The 16461-nt window shown below is 72.9% G+C and carries 15 protein-coding genes and 1 pseudogene; 4 read left to right on the forward strand and 12 right to left on the reverse strand.

The genetic code is table 11. The annotated features are described in order from the left end of the window. The 5 genes and pseudogenes from QSK52_RS18410 to QSK52_RS18430 form a co-directional block, all read right to left on the reverse strand. Window positions 1–576 (reverse strand): annotated as a pseudogene (locus tag QSK52_RS18410) (IS5 family transposase); the annotation flags it as partial. Window positions 577–874: 298 nt separating this feature from the next. Beyond that, window positions 875–1300 (reverse strand): hypothetical protein, encoded by a 426-nt coding sequence (locus QSK52_RS18415; RefSeq protein ID WP_285737165.1) that lies wholly within the window; start codon window positions 1298–1300, stop codon window positions 875–877. Between the two features lie 15 nt (window positions 1301–1315). Next, a complete protein-coding gene (locus QSK52_RS18420) occupies window positions 1316–1741 on the reverse strand; it encodes a hypothetical protein (protein WP_285737166.1) in 426 nt (141 codons plus the stop codon). A gap of 749 nt (window positions 1742–2490) precedes the next feature. Continuing rightward, complete coding sequence (locus QSK52_RS18425) at window positions 2491–5568, reverse strand: RHS repeat-associated core domain-containing protein (protein WP_285737167.1); 3078 nt, start codon at window positions 5566–5568, stop codon at window positions 2491–2493. 1060 nt (window positions 5569–6628) lie between these two features. Next, window positions 6629–6793: a hypothetical protein gene (locus QSK52_RS18430; RefSeq protein WP_285737168.1), complete on the reverse strand. Its 165-nt coding sequence runs from the start codon at window positions 6791–6793 to the stop codon at window positions 6629–6631. 118 nt (window positions 6794–6911) lie between these two features. Between QSK52_RS18430 and QSK52_RS18435 the strand changes: the two genes are divergently transcribed. From QSK52_RS18435 to QSK52_RS18445, 3 genes are all read left to right on the forward strand, one after another. Beyond that, window positions 6912–7523: a helicase associated domain-containing protein gene (locus tag QSK52_RS18435; protein ID WP_285737169.1), complete on the forward strand. Its 612-nt coding sequence runs from the start codon at window positions 6912–6914 to the stop codon at window positions 7521–7523. Window positions 7524–7686: 163 nt separating this feature from the next. Then, the gene (locus tag QSK52_RS18440) at window positions 7687–8217 is read left to right on the forward strand and encodes a hypothetical protein (protein ID WP_285737170.1); all 531 of its coding nucleotides are present in this window, start codon (window positions 7687–7689) and stop codon (window positions 8215–8217) included. An 11-nt stretch (window positions 8218–8228) separates the two neighbouring features. Further along, window positions 8229–8966, forward strand: coding sequence for a Na/Pi symporter (locus QSK52_RS18445; protein ID WP_285737171.1), 738 nt, complete (start codon window positions 8229–8231; stop codon window positions 8964–8966). A gap of 310 nt (window positions 8967–9276) precedes the next feature. Here the strand turns inward: QSK52_RS18445 and QSK52_RS18450 are convergent, their stop codons facing one another. The 3 genes from QSK52_RS18450 to QSK52_RS18460 all read right to left on the reverse strand — a co-directional run bounded on the left by QSK52_RS18450 (window position 9277) and on the right by QSK52_RS18460 (window position 11735). After that, window positions 9277–9990, reverse strand: a complete 714-nt coding sequence (locus QSK52_RS18450; RefSeq protein WP_285737172.1) for a DUF4333 domain-containing protein — start codon at window positions 9988–9990, stop codon at window positions 9277–9279. Window positions 9991–10321: 331 nt separating this feature from the next. Further along, the gene (locus QSK52_RS18455; RefSeq protein WP_285737173.1) at window positions 10322–10978 is read right to left on the reverse strand and encodes an alpha/beta fold hydrolase; all 657 of its coding nucleotides are present in this window, start codon (window positions 10976–10978) and stop codon (window positions 10322–10324) included. Between the two features lie 145 nt (window positions 10979–11123). Then, the gene (locus QSK52_RS18460) at window positions 11124–11735 is read right to left on the reverse strand and encodes a flavodoxin family protein (RefSeq protein WP_285737174.1); all 612 of its coding nucleotides are present in this window, start codon (window positions 11733–11735) and stop codon (window positions 11124–11126) included. 216 nt (window positions 11736–11951) lie between these two features. On the opposite strand from QSK52_RS18460, the gene QSK52_RS18465 reads away from it, so the two are divergent. Further along, complete coding sequence (locus QSK52_RS18465; RefSeq protein ID WP_285737175.1) at window positions 11952–12464, forward strand: MarR family winged helix-turn-helix transcriptional regulator; 513 nt, start codon at window positions 11952–11954, stop codon at window positions 12462–12464. Window positions 12465–12510: 46 nt separating this feature from the next. Here QSK52_RS18465 and QSK52_RS18470 read toward each other — a convergent pair whose 3' ends face one another. The 4 genes from QSK52_RS18470 to QSK52_RS18485 all read right to left on the reverse strand — a co-directional run bounded on the left by QSK52_RS18470 (window position 12511) and on the right by QSK52_RS18485 (window position 16457). Further along, entirely contained in the window at window positions 12511–13776 is a 1266-nt protein-coding gene (locus QSK52_RS18470) for an amidohydrolase family protein (RefSeq protein ID WP_285737176.1), read from the reverse strand. Further along, complete coding sequence (locus QSK52_RS18475; protein WP_285737177.1) at window positions 13773–14300, reverse strand: nuclear transport factor 2 family protein; 528 nt, start codon at window positions 14298–14300, stop codon at window positions 13773–13775. Before QSK52_RS18475 ends, QSK52_RS18470 begins: the two co-directional genes overlap by 4 nt. A 234-nt stretch (window positions 14301–14534) precedes the next feature. Further along, a complete protein-coding gene (metK, locus tag QSK52_RS18480; RefSeq protein ID WP_285737178.1) occupies window positions 14535–15728 on the reverse strand; it encodes a methionine adenosyltransferase in 1194 nt (397 codons plus the stop codon). Between the two features lie 51 nt (window positions 15729–15779). Further along, window positions 15780–16457: an O-methyltransferase gene (locus QSK52_RS18485; RefSeq protein WP_285737179.1), complete on the reverse strand. Its 678-nt coding sequence runs from the start codon at window positions 16455–16457 to the stop codon at window positions 15780–15782. Window positions 16458–16461 lie beyond the last annotated feature (4 nt).

The following is a 16461-nucleotide window of genomic DNA, read 5'->3' on the forward strand; positions in this document are numbered from 1 at the left end:
CCTTGTCGGCGATCACGTGGTCGGGCCGGGTGCGAGGCCGCCCGGGCCCGATGCGTGGGACGCGGATGGCCTGCATGACGTGCTCGAAGCGGGTGCAGTCGTTGGTGTTGCCGCCGGTCAGGACGAAGCCGAGCGGGCGCCCGCGTCCATCACATGCCAGGTGGAGTTTGGTGCTCAGTCCGCCACGGGACCGGCCGAGGGCGTGATCACCCGCTTCGTCCTGATCGAGTGCCCCTTTTTGCCGCCGGCAGCGTGCTGGTGGGCCCGGACGATTGTGGAGTCGACCGACACCAGCCAGTCGATGTCTCCGGCCGCGTCCTTCTCGGCCTGGACCTGCTTCAGTATGCGCGAGAACGTGCCGTCCAGCGCCCACCTGCGGAAACGCGTGTACAGGGTCTGCCACGAGCCGTACCGCTCCGGCACGTCACGCCAGGCCGAACCGGTCCGCAGCTTCCATACGATCCCGTTCAGCACCACCCGGTCATCACTGCGCGGCCGCCCCGCGGTCCCCGAACTCGGCAGGAACCGCGAGAGCACGGCCCACTCGGCATCGGACAGCTCATGACGACGTATCACGCCCCAGATGATCTCACTGCTTGATCTTCTTTGAAGACGGGCCCTAGGGCGTCGCCGGTGCTGCGGTAGGTACGGGTGCCGCTGACGGGGTCGGTCAGGATCGTGGCGGTCTTCTCGTCGTGGTGCCGGGCGGCGATGTGCCCGGCCCGGCCCCAGGGGCCGTCCGGCAGAAGCCCTCGTCGACGCCCATGTCCGCTGCGGGGTGGCGGTGGGCGTGGATCTGTAGGTAGTCGCCGGTCATCAGGGCGTGGACCGGTTTGGTGAACGTCGCGGCGCGCCGCGGCGCCCGGGGCGACGGTTAGGCACCGAGCGGGGCGGGGAGCGGTTCGGGGCCTGCGGCCTCGGTGCGGGAGTGGTGCGCGTCGGCCGGTTCGGTCGTGTCCCGGAACCACAGCGGCTCCCCGGGCGGCCAGGTCGGGTTGGTCTCGTCCCACGCCAGGCGCTGCGCGTGGATCGCGTCCGCCACCCGGTGGCCCCCGCAGCGCAGCAGCAGCGGTCCGGGCATGCCCTGGCAGAACACGGCGGCCGTCGTCTGGCCGCGCGCCATCATCGTGAGCAGCCCGTCGGCCTCTGGGTTGAGGAGGCCGTCCGCCGACGGAATGTGCTCCACGCGTTCGATCCGGGCGTATCCCTCGCCGGGTCCATGGCCGTCCACGGACCACCGGAAGGACGCGATCTGCAGGTAGTCCCCCGCGCGAAGTGCCTTGTCCAGATGCACGCCCACGCCCATCTCCCCTCCCTACGCGACCTGGCCCATCATGGTGGGCCCTCGCCGCGGCGGCGAACGCCCCGGCCTACACCGTCTCCTCGGGCTTGTAGTACCGGTGGTCGGCGAGCTTCTCGCCTCTACGGGCGGCACGACGCAGGTAAGGAACAGGCGCCAGCCGTTGGCGCATTCGATCGTGGCGCCGTAGCGGAAGGCGGGGCGCTCGGGCTCGGGCCGGGTACTGTAGCGGTCGGCCCGGGCGACGTCCCCGGCCTCGGTGCCGGCCTTCAGCGCGGCCAGCAGGGCCAGCTCGATCTGGTCGACCGCGGCCTTGCCGTCGCCGGGCAGGTCGGGCACGGGCTGCTCGGCCACGGGCTCGGCCCTCTCACCGGCGGAGACGGCGTTGGACGCGCCGGTGATCGTCCAGTAGACGGTGCTCGCCGACGCGCCAGGACTCATGGCCGCGATGGGACCGGGGTTCGCCATCGAGCTGGTGCTGACCCGGTGGTGAGGGCGGCGGCACGCTGGAGGGGGCGGCGGGGGCCGGTGCGAGGCGGGAGCGTGCACCTCGTCGGGAACGCTGCTCTCGGGTGGTGGGCGACACGGTCGGCGGGGACGGTGGCGCCGGGCGAACTGGGAGAGCGGGTGGAAGACGGCCGAGCGTAGGAGCCGGGCGCCCGTCCCGTGGGGGCCGGGGCAGGCACTCGTACAGCACCGGTAAGGCCCCCTCGATCGAGGGGGCCTTACCGGTCTGCAGTGTTTCACGACAGGAGTGCCGAGAAGTTCGACCTTCGGAGTGGGGAGATGGTTACGCGGCAGGGCGGGAGAAGAAGCCGGCCGGTTGTCAGCGCCGTCGGCGGCGCGACCAGACGATTGCTCCCACCACGAGCACGAGTCCCACGGCAAGAAGTACGGCGTCACCGATCGGTCCGATTCCGAGACCGGCCCCACGAGCCAGTTGGTGCATTTTCGATCCTTTGCTCTGTCGATTCATGCCCTGCGGCGCAGGATGTTCATTCCGACGAGGAACACGGCGACCCCTGCAGCCCCGATCGCAATGAGCAGGGCGCCTGCCTGCCAGCTGCGGAAAATCCCTATGCCGAGTCCCAGCACCATGAGGACCGACGAGGACACCACGGTCAGGTAGCCGTTTCGCCCAACAGCCCTGGGAGACCCGTACGAAGACTCGAAGAATTTAGCCAAAATTGTTACCCCGCCTTCTGCTCGACATAACTGGAGGCCCTGTCACCGACCGATGTCGCTATGGCCGCGCAGCCCACCTCCACCGCCATGCCCCCTATGCCTGCCGTCGGAGCGGCGGCCAGGCCTGCAACGAATTGGCAGCCACTTTCCACGGCGATTCCGGTGGCCACTCCGGCGAGGTCCCCGAGCAGTCCCGCTCCGTCTCCTTCTTCTGCGTCCTGCAGAGTGCTGATGACGTCATTGGCGTCGTCCCAGAGGCCTTGGACGCTGCCTATGAGGCTGGTGCCGTTGGGGTCGGTGTGGTTGACGGGGTCACCGGCGGTGTAGGCGTAGGGGTTGGTTTCGCGGCCGGAGGGGTCGGGCTGGGTGAAGCGGGCGAGTGCGGGGTCGTAGTAGCGGGCGCCGAGCTTGTAGAGGCCGGTGGGGTCGAGGTAGGCGCCGGTGTAGCGCCAGGGCTGGGGGACGGTTTCGGTGGTGCTGCGGGCGGTGCCGTACGGGGTGTAGGTGTAGGCGTCGACCTGCTGGCCGGCGTTGTCGACCACGGTGGTCACCGAGCCCTGGGCGTCGGTGAGGTAGTGGTAGGTGGCGCCGCCTCGGGTCATACCGGTGAGGGTGCCCGAGGGTTCGCGGATCATGCTGGTCGTGGTGGTGCCGGTCTGAAGGGCCGTCACGCCCAGGGCGGTGTTGGCGAAGGTGGTGGTGCCCAGGCGGGTGCGTTCGCCGTTGTCGGTGCCCGCGTAGGCGGCGTCCAGGTGGGTGGTGCCCGTGGTGATGCCAGCCAGTTGGGAGAAGTCGGTCCAGGTCTCGGCGGTGCGGGCGCCGGTCGGGGAGGCGGCGGCGCTCTCGTTGCCGGCGTTGTCGTAGGACCAGCCGGTGGTGGAGCCGCCGGAACCGGTGAGCTGGTTGGCGGCGTTGTAGGCGTAGGTGGCGGCCTGGCCGGTGCAGGTGCTGCTCGAAGTGGCGGTACTGGTCGTGGTGGTGAGGTTGCCGGCGTTGTCGTAGCAGTACAGCCAGCCCGCGGTGCGGGCGCCGGAGCCGTTGGTCTCCACGGCGCGGGTGAGGCGGCCGAGGGTGGTGTAGGTGTAGGTGGTCTTGTTGCCCGCGTTGTCGGTGCGGGTGGCGGTCTTGGTGCCGTCGGTGCCGTTCGGCCCGGTGGTGTAGGCGTAGGTGAGCTTGGACAGGACGGTGCCGCTCGCGCTGGTGGCGGTGATCGAGGTGGGGCGGCCGTCGTTGTCGAAGGCGGTGGTCTGCTTGGCGCCGCCGGGGAGGGCGGTGCCGGTGCGGTGGTTGGCGTCGTCGTAGGTGTAGGTGGTCTTGGCGCCGCCGGGTTCGGTGAGCGTGGTGAGGCGGTTGGCGTCGTCGTAGCCGTAGGTGAGGGTGCCCGAGGGGTCGGTGGAGGTCTTCACGTTGCCGGCGGCGTCGTAGCCGAGGGTGGCCTGGTCGCCGGTGGGGAGTTTGCGCCAGTCCTCGCGACCCAGCGGGTCGTAGTGGAAGGTGGCGGTCCCGGTGGGGCCGGTGCGGGTGGTGAGGTTGCCGTCGGTGTCGTAGGCCAGGGCGATGTGGGTGGTGGGGGTGTCGAGGGCGGTGGGCCGGTCGTGCTTGTCGTAGGTGTAGGTGGTCTTGACGCCGCGTCCGTCGGTGACGGTGGCGGGCCGTCCCGCGCTGTCGTAGGTGATCGTGGTCCGGCCGAGCGGGGCGGGCGGGGTGACGGTGGTCAGGTTGCCCTGGGCGTCGTAGGCGAAGGCGGTCTTGTTGCCGCCCGCGTCGGTGGCCGAGCAGCGCTGGCCGGGGAAGCCGCCGCAGGTCGCGGTGGCGGGGTTGTAGGTGTAGTCGAGGTGGGCGGCGCTGCCGCCGCTGGTGGTGTCCTTGGCCTGGGTGAGGTTGCCGGAGGTGTCGTAGCTGTAGGTGGTCTGGTTGCCCTGCGCGTCGGTGAGGGTGGCGGGCAACTGCGCGCCGCCGCGGGCCGCGTAGCCGCCGAGCAGGGCGCTCGCGCCCAGCGGGAGCTTGGCGGAGGTGGGGTTGTTGCCGCTCCAGCCGAAGGTGGTGGTGTTGCCGGGCGTGGTGCCGGTGCCGAGGGCGTCGGTGGCGGTGGCCTGGTTGTGCGCGGCGTCCCAGGTCGCCGAGCGGGAGTGGCCCAGGGCGTCCTTGACCGAGGTGGTCTGCCCGTCGCCGTCGTAGCTGTAGGCGGTGGCGTGGCCGGCCGGGTCGGTGACCGTCGTGGTGCCCGCCCGGAAGCCGCTGTAGGCGTAGAGGGTGGTCAGGCCGGTGCTGCCGCCGGTGGTGGTGAGGCGGGTGACGGAGGTGACCCGGTCGTAGTCGTCGTAGGTGAAGGCGGTGGAGCGGCCTTCGGGGGTGGTGACCTTCGCGATGCGGTGGTCGGCGTCGTAGGCGTAGACGGTCGGGTGGCCCTCGATGTCGGTAACGGTCAGCACCTGCGCGTCGTCCGGGCCGGTGAAGGCGTAGGAGACGGTGCGGCCGGTGCTGTCGGTGGCCTTCCAGGTACCGGTGCCGGTCGCGCTCAGGTCGATCCAGCGGCCCGAGCGGGTGTCGGTCGCCCTGGAGCCGGTGGTGAACCCGTTGGAGTCGGTGTGCTGGGTGACGTTGATCGCGTCGCCGTTGCGGTCGGTGATCGCCGCCAGGTTCCCGGAGGAGTCGTAGGTCTCCTTCGTGCCGTCCTTGCGGTGCAGCAGGGTCCAGGTGCCGTCCGCGTTGTGGGTCAGCGACTCGTCGTAGCCGGTGGCCACCTGGTAGGTGCCGTCCGCGTTGGCGTCGAAGGTGACGTTCTCCCCGGACGGTCCGTAGGCCACGACCTCGTCGGAGAAGACCTGCAGGTAGCGGTCGTAGGCGCCGAACCAGCCGTGGTCCAGCGGCCCGTAGGGGCCGCCGCTGAGCGAGTTGAACGTGCGGGTCAGCTGCAGGCGCTGCCCTACCGCCGCCAGGTCGAGGTCCGTGGCGTCCAGCATCAGGTTCCCGTCCCACAGGTTCACCTTCGCCACCAGCGCGTCGTCCAGCCGCACCGTCGTGTAGCTGTTCCACGGGATCTCGCCCTGGCCGTAGGGGACGAACACCCGCGGCGACACCACCCCCTGCGTGGTGCCCGGCGACGAAGCCGAGGACGGTGACGGGGCCGGGGACTTCGCCTGCGGCTCCGCCGGGGACACGGCGGGCCGGGGTGACCTGGAGTGCTGCGAGAGCGGCGCCTCGGTCACCCCTGTCGGGACGGCCGGGCGGGCCAGCGCCGCACCCGATCCCCACCCCGACGGCGCCACCGGCGCTGCCCAGGAAACCCCCGGCACCAGCGCACCGGCGACCGCCAGGGCCACCGCCACCGCGCTCGGACGGACATGCCGGAACGACGTGCTCCGGGCACGTGAAGAGAGCATCTTCCCCCCAAGGAAGACATTCGCCGACCCTGCCGGCCGACGAGCCGCGCAAACGTTCCCACACGCACCGACCCGAAAAGAGGCCCCCTTCTACCCCCGAACTTTCTCCCCAGACACCCAGAACCCGCCAACCCCGACCGGCGGACGAAACACCACCAACCACCCACGGCCACAGCCCCCACCCGCCAGCACACGCCGACGCGACCACCGAGCACGACCCGCCGAACTGGACCGACCCGCGCCCGAACGTCCGTCGGCACCCGCCACGTCCACAACGTCCGGAACACGCCCACCCACTTGCCCCCACGAAATCCTCGAACCGGACAACTGCGACACCCGCGTGCCACGGGCAACGACCACCGCCACCAGGGGCTCCGCCGGGGCCCCGGTGCGCGCGGCGCGGCCGGAGCGGCTCGGCCGGGACGGTGCGTCAGCTTTCTGGACGTGCCCACAGCGGCTTCCGCGGTGTCCCGGGCGTCGACGGGTACCACGGCACTCCCCGCCGGTGGGCGGTGTGGAGCGAGGCGCACCACACCCGTTGCTCGGACTGCAGGAACCGCTCCCACTGCTCGGGTCCGCCGCGCAAACGCGGCGTGCTCCCCACTCAGGCGCACCGGCGTCCCGACCGGGACCAGGCCGGTGGCGAAGGCGAAGTCGATGACCGGCGGCCAACCGTCGACGGCCGAACGGTAGTACGCGGACGAAGGCCCTCGCCTCCGTGGTCTGGTGCCCGCCGCGGGGCGGGCACCAGACCACGGCTTCAGCGGGGGTTACGACGCACCAGGACCTCGAGGGCTCCGCGGGCATCGTCGCGGCGCCGGTCGGGGGTGGGCGCCGCGACGGCGGTGACGGCGGCGGCTGCCGCGTACCAGGCACTGCCGACCGCGGCGGTGAGCGCAGCGTTCTCCAAGACGGCGGTGGGCATGGCGGTGTTCTCCGATCAAGTGGCGTGGGCTGGGTAGTGCCGTGACCGGGCAGGTGTCGGGCCGGCCCCGGCAAGGCGGACGGGTCAGCTGGAGGTGAGTGCGTGCAGGTGTCCGGCGATGTCCTCCGGCTGGGCACCGCGGTCGATCGCCTGGCAGCGCGCTTACGTGGCCGCGCGGACCTGGTGGCATGAGGCGGACGGCCGGGTCGACTGGTCGGCGCTGGCGGCGGAGACGGTATTCGAGGGCGAGCAGCTCGGCCACTGGGTCGCCGCCCAGCGCGGGGCGTTCGCGGACCTGGGGCAGGAGCAGGAGGGCCTTCTCGTCGCCATCGGCGTCGAGGAGGACCCGGCGCTGGCGCAGGCCGCCGCGGCGACGGAGACGCTCCCGGTCGGGATCCGCGCGGGCACCATCGCGGCCGAGCAGGAGGGCCGGGTGCCGCTGTGGGGGCGCCGGTACGTGCGCTTCCCGCGGCTGCTGTTCGCCCTCACCGGCACCGGCCGGGTCGGCTTCGACAACCGGGTCGACGAGCTCCAGCTGCACGCCCGGGACCGGCACGTCGCCAAGATGCCCCGGGCTGTTCCGGCCGCCGCGGCCAGCCTGGAGGGCCTCCAGCAGTACGGGCCGAGCGGCGAGGTCCGGTACCCGCTGGTGGACCGCCGGGCCGAGCCGGCCGGCTTCGACGAGCTCACCTGCCCGGCGCCGGCTGATCGCGGACCGTGCGCACCTTGACGGCCGCCCCGGGCTTTCGGGGCGGCCGTTGTGAACCGACCCGGCGTCAGCTTCCGTGCCGGGCCGGTCCGGAGGGTCCGGGTCAGCGCGGAGGGTGTGCGGCGACTCGTGCTACCGTCCGGTCCTCACGTGATCGCTCGTATGCGGACGCAGGGGGTGCGGGGTGCCGAAGGGGTGGGAGCGCCTGGTGCGGTGGATCGTCGGTCTCGTCGCTCTGGCCGTACTGGCGCTGATCGGGACGGAGGTGGTGCGCTGGGCCACGGACCCGGGGCCGCCACTCGGCGACGAGCGCGCCTGTGCGGGAACCGGCGTCCCGCTGCGGCAGGCACTGGCCGTGACCGGGCTCGACCTGCCGGCCGGGGCGCAGGACGTCCACTACCTGGCACAGGAGGATCCCGCGACCGGCCGCGTCTCGCTCTCGTTGGTCCTGCGCACCACCCGCTCCGCGATGACCGACTACTTGGCCTCCCACGGCATTGCGGTCGACCGGCCCGGCAGCCTCGACGATCCCCGCTACTCGCGGGTCGACACCGGGATGGACCCCGATCTGTGCGGCGGCGTGCTGCGGACCCCGGCCGTGCTGCTTCCGCTGCCCGCAGGTGACGGGACCACGGCCAACGCCGTGGTCGAACTCGACGACAGCGACGCCATCCGCGCGGACACCACCGTGATCATGCACGCCTCGACCCGCTGAGCCGCCCCGGCATGGCACCGAGCACACTGCCGGACGGCTGGCAGGCCGACAGCCGGCTGTTCGAGGAGGCCACCGGGGCGGCCTTCGCGGCCTGCTTCTCGTACCAGGACGTGGCGTTGACGCTGCTGGTCGAGGACGCGGTGACCACGGCCCGGCTGGTGGAGCACGCGGTGGTGCACGGCACCGCGCAGGTCAGCGCCGCGCTCGGCCCGCTGTTCACCATCGTGATCGGCGCCGCGCTGATCCTGGTCGCGGTCCGCTACCTGGGCACGCTGCTCAAACTGCTGATGGTCGGCCGGGCCCGGGACGCCCTGCTCAAGGCCGTCGGCCGCAACGAGTACCTGGCCATGGCGACCGGCATGGGCGTCACCGTGGTCACCCAGTCCTCGACCATCACCACCTCGGTGCTGGTGCCGTTCGCCGGTACGGGCATCCTGACGCCCGCTCAGGTGTATCCCGTCGTGGTCGGCTCCAACCTCGGCACCACCTTCACGGTGGTCTTCGCCGCCTTCGCCGGCGTCGGGCCGGACGCGAAGATCGGGCTGCAGGCCGCATTCGTCCACCTGATCTACAACCTCTTCGCGATCGTGGCGATCTACGTGATCCCGTTGCTGCGCCCCGTGCCGCTGTACTGCGCCGAGCAACTCGCCCGCCTCGCCTCCGAGCGGCGCTGGATCCTCGGCGTCTACCTCGGCACGGTCTTCGTCGCCCTGCCCGCCCTGGTCATCGTGCTGGTGGGCGTGCTCTGAGCAGCCGAGCGGCCGAGCACTTTCGAGGGCGCCCTCGCGGCCGCAGCCGGGACGGGGGCCGGTTCCAGGAACGGCGCGGGCTCCACAGGACGACGTGGTCCGCCCCCGGGGGCGACGGGCTCGTCGACGGCGGAGGAGGAGAACAGGGGCTGCCCCAGCGGGCTGCGGTCAACGTTCATGCCCCCAGTCTGTCCTCCCGTCACCGGCCCAACCCCACCGGGCCGTCCGGCTGCACGCGGGTGTCGGGCCGGAAGCGCGGTCGCCCTGGAGCTGCGCGCCGGCGGGGGCGGCGCCGGCGCGGGGGCGCGGCTCAGCCCGTCGGCTTGAACTGGAAGCCGCTGCCGCGTATGACCACCTGGAGCGTGGTGTAGCCGGGCTTGCCGTTCGGGGCGTGCGGGCTCCAGTACTGGCAGGTGAAGCCGGTGTCCACCCCGGAGTCGTAGGCCGCGACCGCGGGCATCTCCTGGCAGGCCAGCTTGCTGGTGTCCGCAAGGCCGGAGCCCGGGCCGTAGTTGTCGTACAGCTTGGCCTGGACGGTCTTGGCGACCACCAGCACCTTCATCGGGCTCATGGTGTACGAGACCAGTCCCTGCTTCGGGTCGTACGAGGAGCTGATCTGCACGGCGTACGGCACCTCCACGCCCTCGTAGGCGACGGTGCACCGGCTGGTCACCCCGGCCTCCACCTTGATGCCGTCCGGGCAGGAGACACTGGTCCTGCCGGGCACCAGGGCCCGCTGCAGGAGGTCCTCGCGGAGCTTGGCGCCGATCTGCTCCTCCAGCGGGGCGTCCTTGGCAGGCCGCTCCACCGACAGGGCGTCACCGGCCCTGCTGGGGATCAGGTACACGCCTTCCACCGGTCCGTTCACCGCCACCGGCAGCGCAGCACCACCGGCTGTTTCCGAGGCGGAGCCGGAAGCCTTGCCGGCAGCGGTGTCCGGAGCGGGGCCCGCGGCAGAGGAGCAGGCGGAGGTCAGCAGCAGCGCCGCGAGGGCACCGGCGAGCAGAGGCGTGGGAATGCGCATGAGCGGGGACCTTACTCGCCCACCGGTCCGTGCCAGAACCGTTTTCACCATCCGGACCGCGGCCGCGGCGGCGCCGCGGAACGCTCGGCCGCGGACACCGGGACCGACTGCTGCTCGGCCTCCCCCGCACCCCGGTGAAGGGGCGGGCCCCGGTGTCGTCGGGGCGTCAGGTGGCGGTGGTGGGAGGTGCGGCGGCGAGGATGCCAGCCTTCTGGTCGGTGCGGCCGGAGGCATGAGGATTCGGGAGAGCCCGGACGCGGAACGCCCGGGGCGGCGGGGTCCGGGCGCGGGTGCGTCCGGTCCCCGCCGCCCCGGGCGAGGGTCGGGGCTCTCAGGAGCGGGCCGTGAAGGTCCGTTCGAGGAACCCGTCCAGGGCCTTCCTGGCCTGCTCCCGGTGCTCGCCGTCGAAGATCTCCGCGGCGTGCAGGGTGCCGGGGAGCACGGTGACCTCGGACTCCGGGAAGCGGCGGGCGACCTCGCGCAGGCGGCCCTCGTCGGCGAGCGGGTCGCGGGCGGTGCCCAGCAGCAGCATCTCGCCGCGGTAGGCGGCGCCGCCGTCGACCCGGGTGCCGAGCAGGGAGGCCAGCGGGCTGACGCCCGCGATGCCGGCGGGGCGGTCGGGGGTGTCGGCGGCCATGGCGAGCATGACCGTCGCCCCCATGCAGCCGCCCACCCAGGCGACCGACTCGGCGCCCTGTCCGCGCAGCAGCGCGGTGGCGGCGGTGACGGTGCCGCGCCGGTCGCCACCCCAGTCGAAGGTGAGGACGCGGTAGCCCGCGCCGGCCAGCCGCTTGGCCTCACCGGCCCACTCGCAGGCGTCGCCCCAGGAGATCGGGGCGAACACGATGCCGTGCGGGCCTTCGCCGAGGGTGATCATCCGGCTGCCGGAGCCGCCGCCCGTGGTCACCCGGTGGACGGTCGCCGCGGTGTCCCGGAAGCAGTCGGGGACGGCCGTCCGCTCCGTGGTGGTGTCGCGGCGCGTGGCCACGGTGGCCTCCTCACCGGCCCGCGGGGCCGTCGTCGTGCCGGTGCCTGGTCCGGCGCCGGGGTGGGCCGTCGAGCAGCCCGCGGTCAGGAGCAGGGCCAGTGCGGCCCACCGGGTGCGTGCGCGTGCCCTCCCGGCCCCGGTCACGTCAGAGGGCGGCCGGTTCGAGCTCGGTGGCGGCGCGGCCGCGGAGCTGGATGTGGGTGATCTCGGCGACGCGGCGGCCCAGGGCCTCGGCGGTGCGCAGGTCGGAGGCGGAGGGGGTGACCTCGGGGCTCTGGTCGTTGTTGGACTGGGACATGGCGCCGAGCCAGCTGCCGAGGCGGTTGAGGTCCTCGGTGCTGCCGGTGGAGGTGTTCCAGCCGCCGTACTCGGCCAGGCCGACCCAGATCATGCCGTGCTGGGCGGCGAACAGGGCGATGTCGGTCAGGGTGTGCAGCTTGTCGCCGGACATGTTGCCGCTGTTGGTGAAGCCCGCGGCGATCTTGTTCTTCCAGCGCATGTTGTCGCCCCAGACCTGGGACGTGGCCTCGACGAAGGTGCGGAAGACGGCGCTGGAGCCGCCCATGTAGGTGGGCGAGCCGAAGACGATGGCGTCGGCCTCGCCGAGGGTCTGCCACAGCTCGTCGTTCAGCTCGGCCAGCGAGACCAGCTGCACCGTGGTGTCCTCGACCTTGCCCGCGCCCGCGGCCACCGCCTCGGCCTGCTTGGCGGTGTGGCCGTACCCGCTGTGGTAGGCGACGACGACTCGAGCCTGCATGATCACTCCCAGTTGGGTCACGAAAAAGCTATGTGGAAAGCTTTATGCTGAGATTGAACATAGCGCCTCCCCGTCGGACGGGCAACAGTGGAGGTGGGAGCGCCGCGAGGCCCTGAACGCCCGCCGCCCTCACCCCTTGAGATAGCTTTACGCCGAGCTATCCTGGAGGGCCGACCCGGCGAGAGCGCCGCGGACCAAGGGAAGGAGGGGCCCGCCATGTCCGAACCGGACCACGTCGACGAGATCATCAGCGCCTGGCACGTCCAGCTGCCCGAGATCGCCGGCCTCCCGCTGGAGCTGGCCAAGCGCAGCGCCCTGCTGACCGCCGCCTTCGACGAGGTCGCCGCCCGCGAACTGGAGCGTCTGCGGCTGACCCAGGCCGAGTACGGGGTCCTCGCCGTGCTGCGCCGGGTCGGCGAGCCCTACCGGCTCAGGCCCAGCGAGCTGACCGGCGCCCTGCTGCTGTCCTCCGGCGGCACCAGCAACGTCCTCAAGCGGCTGGGCGCCGCCGGGCTGGTCTCCCGCGAGGCCGACGCCGACGACGGCCGCAGCACGTGGGTGCGTCTGACCCCCCGCGGCGTGGAGGTCGCCGAGGCGGCCGTGCGCGCCGTCACCGCCGCGCACGCCCGCATCGTCGACCGCATCCCCCGGGCCGAGGCCGAACTCCTCAACAACGTCCTCAAGGACGTCCTGGCCGCCGTCGAGGAGGGCGTCCTCGTCCGCCGCTGAACCGGCGATCCAGCCGTGGCCGCCGGTCCAGCCGTGGGCCTTCGGTTCAGCCCGCGAGCCGCCGGCGCAGCTCCTCGGCCTGCTCGACCAGGCCGGGCAGGCCGGGGTGGAGCAGCCGGCCGTCGCGCTTGACCACCCGGCCGGCCACCAGGACGGTGTCGACGTCGGCCCGGTCCATCGCGCAGACCACGGTGCCCACCGGGTCGTGCACCGGCAGGACGCCGGGGCGGTCGGCGCGCAGCAGCAGGAGGTCGGCCTGCTTGCCGGGGGTGAGCGAGCCGATCCGGTGGTCCAGGCCGAGTGCGCGGGCGCCGTCGATGGTGGCGGCGGCCAGCACGTCCCGGGTGGTGGGCAGCCGGTCGACGGGGGTGTCGGCGAGGTGCAGCGCGGAGTACCGGGCGATCTGGAAGGCGGCCCGCATCTGGCCGAACAGGTCGCTGCCGGTGGCGACCTCGACGTCGGCGCTGAGCGCGGGGCGCAGCCCGGCGGCGGCCGCGGCGGCGAACGGGGGCAGGCCGTGGCCCATCGTCAGTTCGATGGCGGGGGCGATGGAGAGCGCCCCGCCGCTGTCCGCGATGAGCTTCAGCTCGCCCGGCTCCAGGCCGGTGCCGTGGACGTAGACGGTGCCGGGCCTGAGCAGTCCGAGTCCGCGCAGCCGGGAGACCGGCCGGCCGCCGCGCACGTGCAGGACGGTGGACAGGCCGAGTTCGGCGGCCAGGGCCCACTCCTCCCGCACGGCGCGGTCACCGCCGAGTTCGGCGTTCAGCGCCATGGTGACCAGGGCGTCGTCCCGGTGCAGCCGCTCGGTGCGGATCCGGCGGGCGTCCGCGGCCGGACCGTAGCCGTAGCCGAACACGGCGCGCAGGCCGGAGTGCTCCAGGGCGTCGACCAGGGCGTCGCTGTGCTCGGGGGTGGTCTTGGTGACGTTGGAGACGTCCTGCACGGTGGTGACGCCCGCGTCCAGCGCGCCCAGCGCGCTGAGCAGTTCGCCGAGGTACAGCTCGGCGGGGTCGAAGGCGGTGCCGTAGGCGTGCAGGGTCTCGCCGAAGTACTGCTCCAGCGTCTGGTCGGTGCCGAAGCCGCGCAGCGCGGCCTGCCACATGTGCCGGTGGGTGTCGACGAAACCGGGCAGCACCAGGTGGTGGCGGGCGTCGAGGCGTTCGGCGCCGTCGGCCTCGATGCCGGGGCGGACGGCGGTGATCAGGCCGTCCTCGATCAGGACGTCGGCGTGGTCCAGTTGGCCGAGGGCCGGGTCCATGGTGAGGACCCGGCCGCCGGTGACCAGCAGTCGGCGGGGGGAGTCGGCGCTCACCGGGCGGTGCCCCAGCCGGCCGGCGGGGCGAGCCGTCCGGGCTGCAGGTTCCAGTACTCGACGTTGTGCCGGCACAGCAGGTCGGGGGTGAAGGTCAGCACGTTGGTCTCGATCAGGGTGATCCAGTCGTCGCCGGACGGGTTGGCCCCGGCCGCGCGCAGGGTGACCCACAGCTCGACGCAGGCCCGGTCGCCGGTGACCAGCGGGGTGCCGCGCAGGGTGGTGATCTCGCTCTGGCCCGCGGTGACGCCGCTCCAGTAGCCGCGGATGGCGTCGCGGCCGACGTAGGTCTGGTCGGCGACGCCCGGCACCGCCTCGTAGCGGGCGTCGGGGGTGAACAGCCGGGCGGCGGCCGCGGCGTCCTTGCTGCGCCAGGCCGCGAGGTAGGCGTCGGTCCAGCGCGCCGCCTGCTCGACGGTCAGGCAGGCGGCTGCCGCGGGGGCCGGGGCGGCGGCGAGGGCGGCGGGGAGGGCCGCGGCGGCCCCGGTGAGCAGGGCGGTGCGGCGGCTGAGGCGCGGTGTCATGGCGGTCGTGGTGCCTTTCCTGGTGGTTCGGCGGCTCGGTGGTTCTGGCGGCTCGGTGGTTCTGGCGGTTCGGTGGTTCGGTGGTTCGGTGGTTCGGGTCCTGCGGGCCCCGCCGGTGGCGCGGGCCGGGCGGGCCGACGGGTCCAACGATCCGTCGGCGGTGTGGTGGCGGCCGGAGCCGGGTGGGTCGCCGGAGCCGGGTGGCCCCGCCGCGCGGCGGGGCCGGTCCCGGTGTCAGATCCCGGCGGCGGCCCGCAGGGCGTCCACCCGGTCGAGCCGCTCCCAGGGCAGGTCGACGTCGGTGCGGCCGAAGTGGCCGTACGCGGCGGTCTGCGCGTAGATCGGGCGCAGCAGGTCGAGGTCGCGGATGATGGCGGCCGGGCGGAGGTCGAAGACCTCCCGGACGGCGGTCCGGATCCGGACCGGGTCGGTGTGCTCGGTGCCGAAGGTCTCCACGAACAGGCCGACCGGGGCGGCCTTGCCGATCGCGTACGCGACCTGCACCTCCAGGCGTTCGGCGAGGCCGGCGGCGACGGCGTTCTTGGCGACCCAGCGCATCGCGTAGGCGGCCGAGCGGTCGACCTTGGAGGGGTCCTTGCCGGAGAAGGCGCCGCCGCCGTGGCGGGCCATGCCGCCGTAGGTGTCGACGATGATCTTGCGGCCGGTCAGCCCGGCGTCGCCCATCGGGCCGCCGGTGACGAACCGTCCGGTCGGGTTGACCAGCAGGACCGCGCCGGAGGCGTCGATGCCGAGCCGTTCGAGTTCGGGTTCCACCACGTGCTTGCGGATGTCGGGTTCGAGCAGTTCGGTGAGGCTGACGTCGGCGGCGTGCTGGCTGGAGAGCACCACGGTGTCCAGCCGGACGGGGGTGTCGCCGCGGTACTCGACGGTGACCTGGGTCTTGCCGTCGGGGCGCAGGTAGGGCAGGACGCCCTCCTTGCGCACGGCGGTGAGCCGGCGGGTGAGCCGGTGCGCGAGGGAGATCGGCAGCGGCATCAGTTCGGGCGTCTCGATGGTGGCGTAGCCGAACATGAGGCCCTGGTCCCCGGCGCCCTGCCGGTCGAGGTCGTCGCCGGCCCTGCCGGTGCGCTCCTCGTGGGCGGAGTCGACGCCCCGGGCGATGTCGGGGGACTGCGCGCCGATGGCGATGTTGACGCCGCAGGAGTTGCCGTCGAAGCCCTTGGCGGAGGAGTCGTAGCCGATGCCGAGGACGACCTCGCGGACGATCCGCGGGATGTCGGCGTAGGCGCTGGTGGTGACCTCTCCGGCGACGTGCACCTGGCCGGTGGTGACCAGGGTCTCGACGGCGACCCGGGAGGCCGGGTCCTGGGCGAGCAGGGCGTCGAGGATGCTGTCGCTGATGGCGTCGCAGATCTTGTCGGGGTGGCCTTCGGTGACCGACTCGCTGGTGAAGAGCCGTCCGGACATCCAGGGGTACCGTCCTTTCGTGAACGGGTGGGCACGGGCGGGTGGCGGGGTTCAGGCGGTGCGCAGGCTCAGTTCGACTCCCTCGCCGAGGGCGAGCGGCTGGGAGAGGTAGCCGGCGGCCGAACCGCGCACGTGCTCCAGGAACTCGGGCGGCAGCATCGGCAGGTTGTCGGAGACCACGGCGGCGCCGTCGCGCAGGGCGGGTTCGAGGGTGCGCAGCACCGGCAGGTAGAGCTCCTTCCAGCCGTCGAGCAGCAGCACGTCGATCGGCCCGGGCAGGTCGGCGAGTTGTTCGAGGGCGTCGCCGACGCGTATCTCGGCGTACTCGGCGAGGCCGGCCCGTTCGAGGTTGGCGCGGGCCCGGGCGGCCTTGCCGGGGTGCAGTTCGGAGCCGATGACCAGGCCGGTGCCGTTGTCGCGCAGGGCGGCGGCGAGGTGGACGGTGGAGGCGCCGAAGGAGGTGCCGAACTCGACCACCAGGGCGGGCCGCACGGCCCGCACCAGTTGGTAGAGGAAGCGGCCGACCTCGGGGGCGACCGGGAGGGCGGCCCGGGCGCACAGTTCGGCGGCCTGCAGCGGGGTGGGCTGTTCGGCCCAGCCCGCGGCGGTGGCGTACGCCTGCCGGACGACGTCCTCGTCGTGCTCGGCCGAGGCGGCGATGTCGGCCAGGACGGCGCCGACCGCGGGGTCGGCGAGCGAGTGGGGCGCTGGGGCGGTGTGGGCGCTCATCGCG

Source organism: Kitasatospora phosalacinea (assembly GCF_030268885.1).
In the GTDB taxonomy this organism is placed as follows: domain Bacteria; phylum Actinomycetota; class Actinomycetes; order Streptomycetales; family Streptomycetaceae; genus Kitasatospora; species Kitasatospora phosalacinea_C.

Bases quoted from the DNA above. Each gene is read 5' to 3' on its own strand.
- QSK52_RS18420 (WP_285737166.1), bottom strand. From the start codon at position 1,741: ATGAGTCCTGGCGCGTCGGCGAGCACCGTCTACTGGACGATCACCGGC.
- QSK52_RS18430 (WP_285737168.1), bottom strand. From the start codon at position 6,793: ATGCCCACCGCCGTCTTGGAGAACGCTGCGCTCACCGCCGCGGTCGGC.
- QSK52_RS18435 (WP_285737169.1), top strand. From the start codon at position 6,912: ATGTCCTCCGGCTGGGCACCGCGGTCGATCGCCTGGCAGCGCGCTTAC.
- QSK52_RS18445 (WP_285737171.1), top strand. From the start codon at position 8,229: ATGGCACCGAGCACACTGCCGGACGGCTGGCAGGCCGACAGCCGGCTG.
- QSK52_RS18450 (WP_285737172.1), bottom strand. From the start codon at position 9,990: ATGCGCATTCCCACGCCTCTGCTCGCCGGTGCCCTCGCGGCGCTGCTG.
- QSK52_RS18460 (WP_285737174.1), bottom strand. From the start codon at position 11,735: ATGCAGGCTCGAGTCGTCGTCGCCTACCACAGCGGGTACGGCCACACC.
- QSK52_RS18465 (WP_285737175.1), top strand. From the start codon at position 11,952: ATGTCCGAACCGGACCACGTCGACGAGATCATCAGCGCCTGGCACGTC.
- QSK52_RS18475 (WP_285737177.1), bottom strand. From the start codon at position 14,300: ATGACACCGCGCCTCAGCCGCCGCACCGCCCTGCTCACCGGGGCCGCC.
- metK (WP_285737178.1), bottom strand. From the start codon at position 15,728: ATGTCCGGACGGCTCTTCACCAGCGAGTCGGTCACCGAAGGCCACCCC.
- QSK52_RS18485 (WP_285737179.1), bottom strand. From the start codon at position 16,457: ATGAGCGCCCACACCGCCCCAGCGCCCCACTCGCTCGCCGACCCCGCG.